This is a genomic window from Lentzea alba (genome assembly GCF_047445655.1).
Lineage (GTDB): Bacteria > Actinomycetota > Actinomycetes > Mycobacteriales > Pseudonocardiaceae > Lentzea > Lentzea alba_A.
On record NZ_JAJAEG010000050.1, the window covers coordinates 19,813 to 38,268 of the forward strand.

An 18,456-nucleotide genomic window follows, 5' to 3' on the forward strand; every position below is an offset into this window, starting at 1 on the left:
GGTGGAGGAGCCCAGCCAGAACGTTTCTGTGGAGCTGCTCGTCCCGGACCATCTGGTCACGACAGGGCTGGCGCCCGCGAGGACAGTGGTTGAGCCGATCTCTGCGGAGAGCTTGCCGGACGGCACCTGGATCGACGATCTGGCCAAGGACAGGGGCGAACGCACGGTCGAGGGCGCGGACGTCGTGTCCGTTGTCGGCACCCAGCACATCGTGGATTCGGTGTACCGGATGCTCGACCGGTCGTCCTCCGGTGACCCTGCGCTCGGCCAGCGGACCGGCGCCAATGCCGAGCTGATCGTGGACCAGTTCTCGCCGGAGTCGTTTCGCAAGGACCCCCGGATCTTCGGCAAGGTGCACGTGGTCGAGGGGATCGTCCACGAGCGCCGCCGCGCCGACGTGCGAGGCAGGGTCGGCGTCGTGCTCAAGCCGGTCAACCCGAGGCGAGTGGGTCCCGAGGAGTATCAGCGGACGAAGAACACGAGCGTCAGCGGTACCGCGGTCAATATGTCCAAGGGCGCACAGACGTCGGTGGACTTCGAGCTGACCAACGTGGACGCGCTCAGCGGCGACCCCGTCGCGCACGGGGGTGGCATCTCAGGCACTCCTGAGGGCGTCTTCCTCTACCGGTTCGCGCCGTGGGCCGCTCGGTTCGGCCGCAAGCGCGCGCAGCGCATCCTCGGCATCGAGAAGCACCACTTCACCCCGAACCCGTCCAAACGGGTTCTGATCTCGGTCGGTGTCGAGGCGTCGGTCGTGGCCGAGACGCAGGTCCGCGGCAACCTCGACGTCCCAGAGCTCAGGTCGAGGCGTCCGCTCGACTCTGCGGGCGAGAAGTTCACGCTGAACGACGCGGTGCTGATGTGGGTGACCGAGGAGCAGCTGGCGGAGCTCGAACGCCAGGACCGGGAGCGCGAGTCGTCCAGCCAGGACAATCCTGTCACTCCTCAGGTGGCCGAGGAGCTGGCTGTCGCCGAGGGGACTCCTGAGTCCCAGAAGTTGCCGCCACCCGAGTCGTTGCAGATCCCGGACGTCACCTCGCTGGGCATCGGCGGCGTGGACGGGCGCATCGACATCAGCGACGTGATCGAGGACCTCCGCCAGGAGATCACCAATCACCCTGAGCTCGGACCTGAGGCGGCTGAGGAGCTGCTTCCGCGCTCCCCGCTCACGAGTTCGCACAACAACACGCGCGTGGTCGACGAACTTCTGTCCAATGTGGACCGGATGTTCACCGCTGTGATGAACGGTGGCGTGGGCACGCCGCTGAGGGTGGAGTTCCGGTGGTCCGGCCGCACCTACGTTTTCACGGTCACGGGCGAATGGGCCGCACTGCCGACCGAGGGCGAGGTGGAGATCGTCCGGAAGCTCGCGGCCCGCACCATCGTGTCGACCGGTGACACCGACGAGAAGATCTATGGTCAGCACATCGTCGACGTGGGCGCCATCATGCGCGTTCACGGGACACTCAAGGACGTGAGCTCCGCCGGCCAGGGCTCCGGCACGAAGACCTCCGCGCCGAGCTCCGGCAACCTGGGTGGCGGCTTGCAGGCCGGCTACGTCGCCCAGGTGCAGACGTACACCGAGTCGTTCGCACGATCGCAGTCCGCAGGTTCCTACGGTGCGATTCGCGGCCCGGTGGGCACCTACAAGGGTGTCGTCCGGTTGAGGGCCAAGATCGAGCGGAAGCTCGGATTCAATGCGGAGACGCAGGAAGACGCCAGGGCCGGCACGGTCGTGGAGTCTGTTGTCGAGCGCCCGGTCAAGATCCGGAAGATGGCTGAGGAGACGCTGCTCCCGCCGGGCAGTGCGAAACCTCTCGGCGCTGAGGGTGGAATCCGCGCTCTGCCCGCAGGCGAGGCCGTGGACCTCGCACGGTGGCGACAGGACAACGACGAGAGCCTTGCACTGCCCAACTCCGGCGACTACGAGGTCGAGCACTACTTCGGCCTGATAAAGACGTTGCGCGCCGCCGCGAAGGTGGCGCTCGTGCGCTCTGGTGTCGTGGTCGACACGAAGGTCGCGCTGGCCGTGGACGCGGCCATCACACCGGCCACTGTGAAGGCGGGCATGCCCGCGATGCGCGAGGGCCTGTTCCGGTTCCCAGTGGCCGGGTTCGACCGCGACGTCGAGTTCCACGCGCGGCTCAAGCCTCAACCGAAGCTCGCGTCCGCGAGTGGCCGTGTGGAGATGGACAGCTTCACCAGCCAGAGCGCGAGTGACGACGTCGACCTGACGTCCGGCAGTGAGTACTCGTCGGGCGTGATCATGCGAGGCAGCGGAAGCGTCGAGCAACAGGTGGGAAGTGGGTCGCCGAAGAACGCCGCCTCTGTCGAGACATTCGGCACCGCGCAGCGGCAGGGGCCGTCAGTAAGGCCGGACTGGGTTGTCAACGTCCACGCGCACACGGAGAACACCTTCGGTCGAGACCCCAGGCACAACCACCGGACCACGCACCCAGGTCTCACTTCCCGTGGCCTGCTCGCGGACGTCGAGTTCAAGGTCGTGGCGCGGAAGCCGAACTCCACGTCGAAGATCGGCGTCGCCGGGCTCACCGTCGACAACGCCTACCTCGTCCGGATGCGGGAGCCTGCCGCCGAGCGTCTGCTGGGCAGACTGCCCGATCCACTGGCCAAGGCCGTCGCGGAGTTCACCACGGCCAGCAAGGCGTGGACGGATGCCGTCGGCGAGCTCGAAGGCGTCCTCTCGGCCGACTCGAACGCGGACGTCACCACCCAGCGGGTCAAGGTCAGCGATGCCGAGGCAGCGTGGTGGACGGCGATGGAGGAGTACCACCGGCAGCTGCGGCTCGCACAGGAACTGGACCGGATCAGTGCACAAGAGCTGGCCGAGGCACAGGACGTCCAGCCCGTCGCGGGGGTGATCCGGCCGGCGCCGGCGCCGGCGTTCCTCGCGCGGATCGACCAGGACACGCTGCCGCCGCACGAGCAGGCGGACTTCTTCGAGGCGATGGACATGCTCCGCACCTCGTCGGCAGATGTCGTCTCATCGTGGCCGCGAGCTGGTTCGTTGATCAGTGAGAACGGCAGGGACCTGCCGAAGAACGTGATCGTGCCCGCGCTGGGCGGCCTTGTCGTCGACGGAGCCTGGGCGTCCCTTGCAGTCACCGCCGAGACCGCGAGGGCCGAGGGCTGGACTCCGATCCTCGTGAGCGACGTGCCGCGCGAGATGTTCGTCGCGGCGCGCGCAGGTGATCCGCAGCTGGCCGACGTGCTCCGGATGGACCGGCAGGCGAGGGAGCACGGGTTCCTGGTCGTCAACGTCGACGAGGTGTTCAACGCGGATTCGCCGATGGTGAACCAGGAACTGTTCTCCGCCGCACAGGACAACACCACCGATGAGGATCGCGACCTGGCCCGCGCTCTCCTCGGCGCCGAGTTGGCACGGCGCTTCGGCGGCGTGATCGTCCCTGCGGAATACGCGCTGGAGCAGCTGGCGGACTTCGCCGGTGTGGTCTCCACCGAGCAGGGTTTCGCACTCGGTGTCGCCCCGCTCACCGACGTACCACCCGTGCTGGCTGTCCCACGAGGGCACCAGTTCGCCGAGCTGTACGCGCAGCAACTGAGCGACAACGCCCGTACAGCAGGCATGAAGAACGCGAACACGGCAGCAGTCGACGCCGCTACGAGCCTGGGCGCAGTCCCTGCCGTCTCTGGCGCCAGCTTCCGGGGTGAAGCCGAAGGTCGGCTCGACATGCCGACTCGGCAGGACCTGGTCGGCCTTGTCGGCAACGTCGTGGACACGCTGGCGCGGGGACTGCGTGCCCGAGGCGACCTGGACTTCGCGTCTGTGGACAAGATGCTGCGCGACCACCCGAACGGCGCGGTCGTGCTGGAGGCCGCGGTTCGGACCATCGCCGGCGAACGGGTGTGGCGCGGAATGGTGCGGACGGTCACGGTGCCGGACCGCACCCCCGGCGCGCGGAACGTGTCCGCCCTGGCCGAGAAGCTGCTCGACATCGACCCGGATGCGCGTTCCACCGCCCGCGGCCTGACCAGGTCGGCGAGCTTCCCGCTGGATCTGATCTCGTTCCCGGACCCTGAGCCCGCGCCGACGAGTGACGAGGCTGCCGCGGTGCTCGCGGTGAGGATCCAGCACGCCGGTCCGGCCCGCGTCGCCGGCCCACAGCCGCTCGGCCCGATCACCACGGACGACCACGCGGGCACGCTCGACCTGGCTCTGCGGGTTCGCGACATGTTGCGGGACGGCATCGACGACCGAGACGGACTGCTGGCTCTGGACACGGCGATCGAGCTGGCGAACAGGCACGAGCAGCCCGGCGTCGTGCTCAGGGCGGCCGTATCAGCCATCGCCGCGGATCCGGCGCACGCGGGCCGGGTGCGCACCGTCGCGATGCCACGTCCCGACGCCGAGTCCCCGATCACGCAGGTGCTGGACCTCATGGTCCTCGGGATCCCGGACCCCGACCAACCAGAGGAAGAGCGCATCTTCCCGGTCACCCTCCTACCGGCGGCGGAGATCGCGCCGCAGTTGCCGGGGTCCGTGACGTTCAAGTCGTACGGCTTCGCGGACGGTTCCACGCGGCCGTCACCGGAGGCCGTCGCGGCTCTGGAGCTGCAGACCGAGCAACTGGCCGAAGCGATCGTCGTCCGGCACCAGCTCGGCCTTGCACCGCCGCAGGTAGTGGTCGAGGGCGGCGGGTCGGAACTGGGGGAGTGGCGCAGGGAGACCCTTGCGGCAGTGCTGGAGGTCATGGTCGACCGCCAGTTGGAGCAAGAGCAGCTCGACGTGGAGGCGAGCGCCCGCATCAGCCGTGACGAGGTGCGCCTGTCGGTCAGGACGAACTCCATCGATGCCCACCGGACGACCGGCGTGCGGGTCATCGTCGACGGCACGGCGGCTTCGTCCGGCCCCGAAACGGTCACGGGAAATACGGCGCTGACGACCGCTTTCCCCGTCCTGCCGGAGTCGCCTGCGACAGTCCCGCCTTCCGTCGCCGTGTTTGACGAGGCAGGGAACGTCGTGGACGAGGCGGCGCTCGTCCAAGTCTTCCGCGAGGTGGCGGTCTCGGGAAGCAACCCGCGTGTGGTCGTTCGAGGCGGAGGGGAATGGGCCACCGAGCTGCGCAGGACTGTGATTGGCGGTCTTACCTCGGTGTTCGATCGCTTCGCTGGCAGGCGGGACGCAGTCGCGATCACAGAGGCGGCTGTTGACGGACCGGTCACCGTCCACGTCGAAGTCACCACCGAGGTCGACGGGGCGGAGCCGCAGTCGCGGACAGCGTCTGGGCCGGTGTTCGGAGCCGACGGGGCGCGCGACGAGGCTGGTGACGGCGAACGCCGGACGCAGACCCGCTCCGGGCAGGACGAGTTCACCAGCACCTTCTCGTTCGGCACCGACGGCATCGCCGTTGGCCCGGCGACGACTTCGGACAATCAGTTGCGCATCGAAGGCGTGGCCAAGTTGTTGGTCAACGAGACCGACACCTTCGGATTCATGCAGATGTTGGACAGGGTGCGGAACCAACCGGAGGTGCTGCGAGCGGTCGTGACCGCTCGCCGCTACAAGTCGACAGGGTTGGCTCAGCTCCACTCCGTGGACTTCCCGGACGCGAGAGCCTTGTCTGAGGCAGTGCGTGATCGTGTTGTGGCGGGCGGGGACGTCATGAGCCTGCTCAGCGGCATCGAGCACGACACGATGTCGGTACTCGTGCTCGCCGAGGTATACCTCCACGCGCACTGGCGCGATCTCTTCGAGGACGCGCCTGGCTTGGTTGACGCGATCAGAGCGGTACCCGCGGAACGAGATGCCGCTCCAGATGCTTCCGGTCGGCCCGTGGCCGCATACCCGAGGCAGTCCTACGAGATCAGTCAGCTTGAACGCGCACTGTGGGGCAACCGGAACATCGACGGCTCGAACATCAGGTTCGACCTGTTATTCGAGGACTTCCGCCTGCTGAAGCGCGAGTACGGCCACGTGTGGATCGAGGTCGCACTCCCGATTGGCTCTGGCGGATTCCGCGGCCGTACGTTCTCGGCGGGATTTTGGCCTGAAAGTGATGTGATCCGAGCCACGACTCAGCCCGGTAAGCTGCGTAGTCCTGACTTCAAGTACGTGCCGGAATCGGTAATGCCGGGCTTGGTCTCAGCCACGGAGCTCGACCGCGGCATCGTATTCCTCCGCGCCGTGCAGAACGCGCCGTACAACTGGCGCACGAACAGCTGCGTCACGTTTGCGAAGAACCTGTACTCGGTGATGAGCAACGATGACCGCAAGCTTGCCGAAATCGGCGGGCTGATACCGAAGGCGCCGAACGAGCACAGGGTACGTACCCCGGAGATTCCCGACGCGGACTTCGACAGCAGCCACAAGATCGTCGTGGCCCTGGACGGGCCGAACCCGGACGGCCGGCTCGTCGACTTTGTCAGCGAGTATCGCGCTCAGCTCGAGGCCGACCTCCGCAAGGGTCTGCCTGCGTCTCCGGTTCGGATCACCGCACCCAGGTCCAGTGCCAGGCAAGGTGCTCGTGCACAGGCCGAGTTCCGTGCCGAGCTCGAGAGGCAGCTGGCGTACGTGCTGCCCAAGCGTGCACATCGGTTCGTTATGAGCGACGTTCCGGTCGTCGTGCGGAGGGACAGGGACCACGACGGGCCGGTCGTCATCGAGTCTCCCCGCTCCAGTGCACCCGCCACGAACATTGTCAGGGTGGCGAACCGGTTCACGACCGCGTTCAAGGCGGTGTTCAGCGGGAACGGTTTCCGCGGTGTGGGCACCGGTGGCAAGACGCACTACTTCACCGCCGATGACGTGCGGGTCGTGCCGCTGGCCAAGAACGGCGAAACCATTGGCGCGGTCTTTCCGTCCAGCCATGCGGGTGCGTCGGCTGATCGACATGCTGCATTCTCTGTGGAATTCGTGGAGAACGCAGGCAGGGAGACCCTGACCCAGGTGATCACCGTGGACCAAGGTGTCTCGATGGAGCGGGCCGTTGAGCTGGGAAAGTCTGAGGACGCGCCGTGGCGTGATGAGCCGTACAGGTACTTGTTCATCGATGCGCATGGCGTCGACGGCTCCGTGGTCGTTCAGCTGAAGTCCGGCGAGAACGTGTTGATGGGGCCTGACGCGTTCGCCAAGCTCGTCGCAATGATCGAGCCCATCACACGTGCGGTGAAGAAATACGCGATGTCACCGGTGATCCTGCTCATCTGCGAGGCGTCGAAGGGTGCGGCCACTGCGGTCAGCCGCGAGCTGCTGGCCTTGGGGACCGAGGTTCGCGTCTATTCCAGTGACGGTCGCGTCCACCTTGATGAGGAGGGGTGGATCGGTGCTGAGCGTGGCTCCTTCACCAGAGTCGGTGCAGGTCTGTCACCGGGCAGCCAAAGCGACGAGGTTGTTACCAGAGGCTCGGATCTCAATGGCGTTCGCCGGCCGGTGGGTTCGTCGGTCGAGGACGTGGTCGACTCGTTGGTGAGCTCAACCGACACGTTTGAGTTCATGCAGATCCTTGACACGGTGCGGAACAATCCTGAAGTGCTGGGCGCGGTTGTGGCCGCGCGCCGTGCCCAGTTCCTAGGACTTGCCCAGCTCCACTCGGTGGACTTCCCAGAAGTACGGGCGATCTCGGACAAGGTGCGCGAGATTGCTGTGGCGGGCCGGGATGCCCTGAACGTGCTCAGAGGTATCGAGCACGACACGATGTCGGTGCTCGTACTCGCGGAAGTCCATCTCGCCGTGCAAGGGCGCGATCTCTTCAAGGACGTGCCGGGCTTGGCTCGCGCGATCACCGAGCTTCCAGTGCAACCTGGTCGGGTTGGTCCTGGGCGATCTACGGCCGCGAACCCCAGCCGCGCCTACGAGTTCGGTCAGCTCGAGCGTGCATTGCAGGGCGTCGAGTTCATCGATAGTACTGGAATCCAGATCGATGTGCTTGTCGAGAACTCCGTATCAACGGAGGGGAAGACCACCAGGCGCCACGCATGGGTGGAGATCGCGTTCCCGATCGGATTTCCCGCGCAGTTCCACGGGCGAAAATTCTCGTTGGGGCTTAAGCCGGCAAGTGGCCGGAGGTGGTCCACGGCTGCCCTGCCTGGTGAGCTGCAGAGCCCCCACGCCAGGAACGTGCCGGACATGGTGAAGACGGTGTGGCTCTCGGCCAAGGCGCTCGATCGCGGCCTGGTGTTCATCCGATCCGTGCAGAACAGCGCGTCATACCTCCTCAAGGCGACCGCCACCGATTTCGTGGAGGACTTTTGCTCGGCGATGGTCGAACGCGAACTCAAGCGTGCCGGAGGCGGCGCGGTGATTCCCAAGGTGTCGTCGAAAGCGCACGGAGTGCACAAGCCGGAGATCACCGACGAGGACTTCGATGTTCGCCGTCAGATCGTTGTCAGGCTGGACGGAGCGGACTCCGCTCGTAGGCTCGCTGACTTCGTCAGCGAATACCTCATCCATCTCATGATCGACCTCCGTGATGGCCTGCCCCCGCGTCCGGTTCGGATCACGACGTCCCGTTCCGACGCTACGCATGGAGCCCGCGTAGAAAACGAGTTCAGGGCCGAACTCGAGAAGCAGCTGAAGCAGGAGCTTGTGTTGCCCGAGCGGGCACACCGGTTCGTCACGAACGACGTTCCCGTCGTCGTGCGGCAGGCATGGGGTTACAACGGACCGGTTTTCATCCATTCGCCGCTATCCGACCCGCGCACGGAAAAGGCCTCGCCCCAGCTGGAGGCGGAGTTCGTTGCTGAGAACGGCTTCCGCGCCGAGCGCGGCCCCGGTAGAGGGGCCCTGTTCTTCACCGCAGGCGACGTACAGGTCGTACCGTTGGTCAAGAAGGGTAAGATCATCGGCGCGGCTTTCCCGTCCTACAACAAGACGGTCTGGGTCGATGAGTACGCCGCGAACTCCGCCAAGTTCGCGAAGCGGGCTGGCAGGAAGGCATTGTCCCGGGTGTTCACCGCGGATGATGGTAGAACGGCCACGCAGGCACACGATGAGGGGGTCTCTGAGGAGGCACCGTGGAGTCACGAGCGCAACCAGCCGTTATTCATCGACGCACATGGTGACGGTGACGGCGTTGCCGTACAGCTGACGACCGGCCAAACGGTGGTCATGCGCCCTGACGTGTTCGCCACGTTGGTCGCGAGGACCGAGCCCATCCTGCAGGCTGTGCGCAGGAACCCGACATCGCCGGTTGTCCTGCTCATCTGTAAAGCGTTGGAAGGTGTCGCGCCTGCGGTCAGTGGCGCGCTGGCGGCCTTGGGTACCCAGGGGGGCGTCTACGCCAGCAATGGCGTTGTTTGGGTCAGTATCAAACCGTGGGTGGCTACTGAAGGCGGTTCCTTCACCAGGGTCGACGTCGGCCCGCTGCCTGCGATCACCCCCAGCACAGATGATGTTGACACGCGAGAGCGTCGCGGCGGCGGCATAGCGCCCTCGCCGTCGGCCCAAGGCGGTTCGTCAAGCCAGGTCGAAACCGATACGTCACTACATCCTGGACGTCGTGAACCGTTCGCCGGTACCTCAAACCGTCACGGCGTTCGCACGGAGACGCGGGGACACGAAGGCGTCTCGGCCTCGTCGGTGGTCGCGAACCCGCTGCCGACGGTCAGGGAGGAAGACAGCTCACTGGACGCGGTCCCGCAGCCGCAGATCTTCGTCACGGACTCGGAAGGCAACGAGGCACCCGCCGAGATCCAGTTCGAGCCGAAACCGGTCGACGTGCCGGAGCACGTCCGGGACAGCCGCGCGCTCGGCCTGGTGAAGGCGACTCACGAGACGAAAGTGGGAGCGGAGGTCGCGAGCCTCGTCGCCAACGTGCTGGACGGCCAGGTCGATGGACTGAGGGCCATCGAGATGATGGTGAACACCGACAGCGAGTTCGAGTCGTTCCTCGGCGAGGGGCGTGAGTTCCAGGTCAAGGTCGACGACCGGTGGTACGCGGCAACGGTCGTGGCCGAGCTCCGGGTGCCGGCGGCTCCGATGTCCAAGGACGGGGTGAGTGCCAGGCACAAGGCCGACCTCAGCGGGCTGGACCCGAAGTCGGTGTCCGCGAACAGCACCGTCGCCACCGGCGGCGATCTAGGGATGACGGTCACGTTGACCTCGGGCGTTGGTCCGACAGGTGCACTCGGAGTGCGGACACCACTGGGTGTGCCCGCGGTGTCGCAGACGCACTCCACCGGCGTGCAGACGTACCGCGGCCTGTTCCCTGGCGAGACCGCCCAGCAGATCGACGTACCTGTGAAGTGGTCGGTGTCGGTGGCCGACGCGAAGTCGCGGCTCGTCGGCGCGGCTTCGTTGGAGCACGAGATCACGCTAAGCGTGCCGGAGAAGGCGAACTCCCTGACGGCAGGCACCGACACCTCATGGCACACGATTCAGGAGGAGGCCACCCCGCAGCTGACCACGATGCTCAGCGAGGCCGTCACCCTCGTGCCGAACACGTTCGACGAGGTCGCGGGCATGATGCATCCGTCGATCACCAAGATCGGCGCCCCCGGCCGCACCGCTCTGAAGACGTTCCTCAGTGCCGTGAACATTCGCGCTGAGCTCCCCAGCATGATCGACAACTGGGTGTACTCGCCCGACCTCGTGAGTCCGCACGGCAGTCGTGGCGCCGCGGTGCGGATGAAGGCGGTCATCACGGAGGCCAAGCTGGTCGACGACTTCGACAGCACGACGCTCGCGCTGCACGACGCGTCCACCAGGGGTGTCATGAACACTCCGACGTCGAAGCAGGGGCTCGGCGTCTCCGGAGGTCTCGGCGGCGCAATGATGGGCGGCGCGGTACTGGTCGGCGGCAGCGTCGGCGTCTCGAACAGCGAGGCCACCCCGGCCGGTGCACAGGGCAAGCACGAGATCGGCACCGACGTGAAGGGCCGCACGGGTGCCTACGCCGTCAAGGCGGTCGTGACCGTGCAGTCGGCGGAGGGCCAAGATGTCGACGTCGAGGTCGAGGCGGTCATCCGGCTCAGCCTTGCGGAGGCCGCGCAATACGGATTCCCGGTGCCGGCGGGCTTCGACGGAGTCGAGGTCAGGCCGCCCGCAGACGGTAAGGAGCGCTTCCCGGCGCCTTACCTGGCCACCGACCTCGCCACCGGCAATGCGAAGGCGGGTCGGCTCGACCAGTTGGACAAGGTCAAGCAGCAGATCGAGGACACCCTGTCCAAGATCGAGGGCTTCGAGGACTTCCTGCCTACGTGGGGTTCTCGCCCGAAGCACAAGTCGTGGTTCCACGTCGACCTGACCGCGGTGAAGGCCCAGATCGCGACAGCACTCTCCGGCGTGAGGGCACTCGGCAGCTTCGAGGCCGCGCTGCGGAAGACCGCCGAAGCCAAGTCCCGAATCGGCGACGACTATGCCCAGTTCGCCGAGATGATGACCAACCAGCGGATGCTGGACACGAACCTCTCTCCGGGCGCGACGAAGTCCCAAATGGACAGTCTGTTCGGCAAGGACCTGCCGATCGTGTTCAAGCGGCGTGGGTTCTACTCCAACGATTACGTCCGCGTCACCGTCAAGGCGAAGCTTCAAGACACCAAGTACGACGGCGAAGTAGTCGACCGGGTCGTCCGCAGTTCGGACACACGCGAGTCGAAGATGGGTGCGAGCAGCAACCGGGAGTTCTCCTACTCCGTCGGACCCGAGGCCCGTGCTGTCATCCCGACGGCGTCCGGAGACTCCTCGCTCGTCGTCGTGCCGAACGCGTCGATCAAGTACAACTCCTCGACCACACATCGGAACAACTCCGGCCCGCTGACGGTGAACTTCATGGTGAACGCGGGAAGTTCGACGAGCCACCGCTTCTCCAGCGACATCGAGTACGAGGTCACCGTCGAGACCTTCTCGCGCCCGAGGGCGTGGGTTCGCCGCCTGATGCCCGGCTTGCCTGGCTGGCAGACGCCGAAGGTCAAGACGATCGCCAAGACCGAACGGCCTGGACAGGAGGGCCGGGCGCGCACAGAAGATGAGCCAATCGCGCTGGAACCTGTCCAGGGCAACGTGCGGCTGTACCTACCCGACAGTTCGGTGCTGACCGAGGACCCTGCTGTGTTCCGCCCTGGCGCGCCGGTCGAACCGGAGGCCATGGCGCAGGCTCCGTCGATCACCGATCTACTACTGCACCCGAGGCCAACGCCGGCGGGCCAGACCGCGGTGACCGAGTGGCTGCACGTCGAGGCGTTCACCGGTGCCGAGCAGCTGGAAAAGGCAGCGCTTGAGGCACTGGACAAGGCTGCCGGAGGCGACAACGTGCTCACGTTGCCAGGCTCCGCGTCCAGGCGGGCCGCCGACCAGATGTTCGCGCCAGAGCACGTGAAGGCGAACCTGAACCACGCGGTGAACACCGGGTTGCAGGAGAACGCACTCAAGTACGGTCGTCGGCTCGAGGACCGCTTTGGCGCGCTTGGCGCGAAGATGGTGTTGTCCAACCCGAAGCTCGTGTCCATTTCGGACGACACGGCCATGGAGTATTCGTCGGTCGGCGGCACCAGAGCGGGTGCCTCGAAGTCCAAGAGCAAGGGCTGGGACTTCAACTGGGGCACGGTGCTGATCGCGGCCCCGCAGAGCGGGGAAGACCGGCCGACCATCGGCCGCGGTGGCGCGGCAGTGTCGAACAAGTTCTGGTCTTGGCGGAACACGGTCTCGAAGGTCCGGGAGATGACCGGGCTGAACGAGCGCAAGCGCAACCTGCCCGGTAGCAGCCGAACCGTGTTGATCCAGGTCGACGCGAACGTGGACATCGTGGCCGAAAGCCGCGTCGGCAGCCTGATGCACAGCCGCCAGACGGGGCGCGAGGGCGTCCACGTCGTGTTGCCGGGCGCGGTCTACCTGCGCGTGAGCGAGGAACAGGCCCGCGCACTCGGACTGCTGCCCGAGGTGGAGGATCGGCCGTGGACTGAGCAAGGCACTCTCGCACCGCCCTCGACGATGCGCGAGGGCGAGCCCAGTTCCCTCGGTCTTGGCGTCTTCGAGGAGTTGCCCGACCTGACGCCGATGGTGCCGGAGCTCAGGACGAAGCTCGGCGCGACGGGCACGGACCTGATCCCGGACGCCGTGCTCGACGACGCGATGAACAACTTGCAGCGGATGCTGGACCTGGCGGACAAGGAAACCGTCCGCGCGATGATGGACAGCGCGCTGGACGGCGGCATCCCGCTGATCGCCCACGACCCGCGGTTCATCGGACGTGACTCCTATCAGGTTGTTCTGAAGGCGAGGCCCGGCCAGCCGCAGTTCCGCGACGTCGTCAACGACGGCGTCAAGATGAACAACATCCTCGTCTACTTCGGCCGTGACGCCGAGTCGAAGTCGAAGTCGAAGTCATGGGGCACGAGCATCAGGGCGCTGTTCGGCGTGGCTCCGCACGCAGCGGACCCCGCGCTTGGCGGCAACGCCACCGGCGCCGCGGCCACCGATCTCGGCCAGTCCACGTCGGTGTCGAACACAATGGCCTTCACCGCGCTCGACGTGCACGTTCTCGATGCGGACGGCCCGGCAGCCAGGTACTCCGTGCCGGTCGAGTGGGAGTTGGAGATCCGCAAACCGGACGGCACGACCGAGTCGGTCACGAAGTCCGCGGTCATGACCACGAGAGTGCTGGCCGACGACCTGTCGTCGCGGCCAGAGCCCGCGCCGGAGCACGAAGAGACCCTGAGCCGGGACGAGAGCGAGGCCACTCCCGAGGCGATCGCGCGGTGGAAGGGCGAGGGCATCCGCCTGCCTCGGACTGTTCATCCACAGACGACGGTCGGTGCTGCCGAGCTGAGGTCGGTTGCACTTCAGGCGCTCAACGCGGCTGGTCTTGGCACCGATGCCACCGGTCCCGCCAAGGGGCTGACGAACGCCGCTTTGTCGGCGCTCGGAGCGGAGAGCGTGCGTACCGGCGTGGTCGACGCGTCCTACGAGGGCATTGTGCTGCCGGACCTGCACGAAACCGCGTTGTTGTCCGGCAGGCACGCCACGCTCCAGGTGCACACGAGACTCGTCGAGCCGCGGCTGACCGGCCTGAGCGACGACGTCGCGATGATCAACCAACGGGCGATGATCCCTGGCACGGGCAGTGAGTTCCAGGCGGGCGAGAGCGCAATTACCACCGTGGCGGTCAACGGTGAGCTGGCCACCACCAACGACGGGGCCGAACCGGTCCGCGATCCCGGTGCCAGATTCGGCGACATCGACGCCAGGGCGACGTTCAACCAGTCCGAGTCGTTCGGCGGCGACGCCGGCTCCGCCCGTCAGGAAGGCAGCGGCGACAGCGGCCGGACCGGCTTGGTGACCTACGACGTCGAGTACCGGATCATCGCCACGGTCGACGACACGACCGCAGTGTTCGACGTGCACCGGAGCCGTTCCGGTCAGATCCGCGTCGCCCAGATCGATCTTGCGCGTGCGCTGGGCGGGCGTGCCGTCTCGTCTGACGTGACCATCGCTCAGGACGAGGTGAAGAAGGAACGCGACGCTTGGCGCACGGAGGAGCGCAAGGTCGAGGAGGCGCAACACGCGCTCGACGACCTGATCAACAAGGACGCGGCAGCGCGGATGAGCGCGGACGAGGCGCTGCGGCTCACGAACCTCGACGTCGGCAGCGCGGTGGAACGTCTTGACGTCGCGCGGAAGGCGTTGGCGGACCTGCCGGACGAGGCGCGCAGGCTGGAAGATGCCGAGATCGCCATCGAGTTCCGCTTCGGTGAGTTGGCGGTCCAGCTCGTGGATCTCCCGACAGGCTCGGTCGACACCGCGACGCGGGCCGAGCTCGATTCGCTCGCGACCAGGCTCGCCGAGGTGAAGCGGGAACAAGCGGCCCTGCTCGACCGGCGGGACGCGGTGGTGCGGGCCGAGCACGGGCTGGCGTTGAGCCGGGAGTTCGCGGACGAGGCCGCCGCGGCGGTCGCCGCGCTCCAGGGACCGCGCGACGACGCGGCGGCGAAGGTCCAGGCCGCACGCGACGCCGCGGACGTGGTGCGGAGGCGGTGGTGGAACGCGAAGCTGGAGCTGGAGCGGCGGATCGAGGCGTTCAACGCCGCTCCCGAGGTGAAGCCGGTGGCGGCAACCGCCTCGATCAACTCGGATGACGACCCGGACCACGGTGGCGAGCCGAGCACCGTACTCAGCGACTCGGACTCGTTGAAGGTTCCGGTCGACGACCGGGAACGGCACGCGCCGGTGCTGACCGACGACTTGGACGTTGACCCGGAGGATCCGGACGGCGACATGAGCGCCCCTGGTGAGCCCGGCGAACCGCCGGAGGACGACACCGGCATCGTCAGCTTCAGCACCACGGCAGCACTTCCCGTGTTGTCCGCTTCGGCGTGGCCGACGGGCGACGGATCGTTGGTGGGTTTCACGGCCGACGGATCCGTCCGCCGGTTCGACCCCCGTGACGTCGCCGCGGTCGCGCATTTCGACGCCGAGGGTGCTATCGACGGCGTGTTCTTCCCGACCACGGACAACGGCGTGGTGCCTGCCGTGCCGGTCGGCACGCCGTTCGAGGACGACACGTTCTTCGTCGGCGCCGTGCGCGTTGACACCGAGCATGCCTACCTCGACCACGACGGCACGCCACACCCGGTGAAGGCGACTATTTCCGTCTCGCTGACCGATGGCGCGGTCGTCTCGATCGACGCTTCCTCGTTCGGGCAGGTGGTCGCCAGTTCTGCGGCGTTCGAACTCGCCGGCGGACGCGACCGTGACTCCATCACCTTGCTGGTGAACGGTGCGGCCGAGCCTGACGAGCGTGGCTCGACGCCCGCGGCGGACATCTGGGACGCGATGGTAGACATCGACGGTCCGCCCAAGGTGCACGTGAAGACCGAGTCTGGGACGTGGGCGACCATTGAGGACGTCGCTGACGACGAGACGATAGTGCGAGCTCCTGCGCCAGCGCCGATCACCGTCGGGGAAGTCGACCTCGTGCGGTCCGGCGCCGCGATCACCGAGGTGCGCGTGCTCGGACCCGGTGGCGTCGTGGCATTCGACGTGATCAAGGTGGAGGTCCGCCCTGGTGTGTGGGTGACGGAAGCCACCCTCGGCCTCGTCGTGAGCTCGCCGAAGGGCTCGGCGCCGATCGAGCGCGGCTGGCTGGCCGCCTTCGCCAAGGAGGTCGACGAGACCTTCAACACCGGCCTGCGGCTGTCGGACGGCAGCATCCTGCGCTTGCACGTAGTGCCCGCCACCCGGCAGTTCGCGCACCAGCTGGTCGAGGCATCCGGGCACTGGCGCGTGGAGAGCGGCCTGCCCGTCGGGGCCGACGCCGGCAAGCGAGCAGGGGACATCGCGGCGTGGCTCGGGCTGGTCGCACCCCAGTCAGAGCTGAACGGGCTCGACGCCGGGCACGTCGCCAAGTTCGAACAGCTGGTCAGGTTCAACGGCGGGCCAATCACGCCCCGGCCGTTCACGACACCCGACCCTTCATGGCTCACCGGAGTGGATCACCTGAACCGGGAGCGGTGGTACTACGCCGGGCAGGTGGTATCCGTGCCGATCGTCGCGCCCGGCACTACGGATGTCATCGGGGTCGTGTTCACCTCGAAGCCGAACGATCTCAACGCGACCGCTGACTGGATGGCTACGCAGCACACCGGTATGACCACCGTGTTCGGCTCGGACGTCCGGGAAACGACCGATGTGGTGCGCGCCGCCGAGGACGACTCGGCGTTCCTGGAGGTGCCCACGCCCTGGACAGTGCCGGGGAACGCAGCCCTGGTGGTACTGCACGCGTCCCCGACCGCGGGTTCGTTGAAGGTAAGGGGACTCGGCCACGCGCCTGGCCTGATGCTGATGTCTGAGGGTTCAGTGATCGCGTCTGTGGCGATGCAGACTGCCGCTTTCGTGAGAGCGGTGCGGGCGCGTCCGGGGCTGACGGTAATGGTGGCGTGCTACGCGGCCAAGGTCGACACAGAGGACGGGTTGCTGCGCAGCTTCCTCACCGGCCTCCGGGATCACGGCGTCGACACGATCCTACTCGGCGGCACCGGGCAGATGTTCCCGATGATTCGCGATCTCTCCGATGGGGCGCACAGCTCGATTGGCATCTTCCAGGGCGGCTTCTGGGACGTGGTCGGCTCCGCGCCGATCCACGACGCGTCGGTCGCCGCCGAACTCGCGGCTGCGGCAGCCAACAGCAGGGCCACGGGCCGGCGGTGGCCGTATTCGGACGCTGGCGTGCCGAGCGTGCCGCCGCAGCTGCGTGACCGCGCCAAGTCGCTCGACATGGTCATGGTGGCCATCGACACCGCCCTGACGACCCTCGCCGACGGGAAGTTGGACCTCCACGAGCTCGCGGTGGACCTGCGGGAGCATTCCAGGCCGGACGTGCTGATGGCCGCCGTGCTCACCTACCTCGCCGGTGTTTCGGACCTGCCCGCTGACCTGTCGATCGTCGAGCGGTGGCAGCGCGGTGACGGCACCTGGGAGTCAGCGGTGCTGTCCGACCACGCCCGCGCGCGATTCACGGCCACCGGCAAGGCCGTGTGGGACGACGTGACGGGGCGGTCGTCGCGGCCGATCACGTTCGTCCGGCCCGGCGAGAGCGGCCCGGCGCGCACGGACGCCGCGGACGTCCAGTGGGAGCGGAAGGTGGTCGACTTCGACCCCGAGTTGGTGACCGACGACGAGATCCGGTTGCTGGCGGAGTGGGCGGTCGAGCGCGTGTCGGACGGGATGACGCCGCCAGTGCTGCGGATCGAGGCGCTCGGCGACGACCCGAACCTGCTGACGAACCTGGCCGCCGCACGTCCGGCGCTGGTCACGCGGGTGGACGCCCAGTTGCGACTGTTGGACGCCGACGCGTTCTGGATCGATGCCTCCGCTCTGGTCGGTGAGCCGCAGTACACCGGAGGTGGCACGGGGATGGACGTTTTGGTCTTCGCCGACGAGAACGCCCCGTCGTCCCATCCCCTGTCGTGGAACTCGGGGATTGGCGTCACCGGCACAGCCGAGGCGCGCACTCCCTCCGAGGACACCGCTCCGGAGACGCCCGCGACCGCTAAAGACCTCGCCGGCGAGACGGTGACCTGGGCGCCTGGGGCCACCCCGAACCGCTTCACCGGCTTGGACACCTCCGGCGTCGAGCACGAGTTCACTACCGACGACGTGGTGAAGACCAAGTTGCCCCCGGCTGAAGACGGAGGGCTTCGTGGGCTGTCGCTGGTCGTCTTCCCGCAGGAAGACCGTGCTCGAATGGTCGCGAGGTCGGCCAGGGCCAGTCACTCCCACTTCCTGCCGAAGTTCACGAGCCGCCTTTACCGGACGCTCAACCCGTTCGCGCACCACGCGGCGAACGACCAGGCGGTGGTGATCGACGTCGACGGCAACGCGCTGCTGTTCAAGTTGGCGCTGCGGGACGGCCGGGTGCTGACGGTCACGCCGCAGACGCTCGCCGACTTCGTGGTGGCCAGCGGCGTACTGGCTACGCAGCCTGTCAAGTCGGTTGTTCTGACCACCTCCGGTTCGTCGCAGCTCCAGGGCACCGGTGGCGC

At 67.1% G+C, this 18,456-nt stretch carries 1 protein-coding gene (only partly in view); it reads left to right on the top strand.

The whole window is internal to a prolyl oligopeptidase family serine peptidase gene (locus tag LFM09_RS46445; RefSeq protein ID WP_414103054.1) on the top strand: the coding sequence, 52,779 nt in all, runs 18,233 nt past the left edge and 16,090 nt past the right edge, and what appears here is coding positions 18,234-36,689 — codons 6,078 (partial) to 12,230 (partial); the first complete codon in view begins at position 2. The start codon and the stop codon both lie outside this window.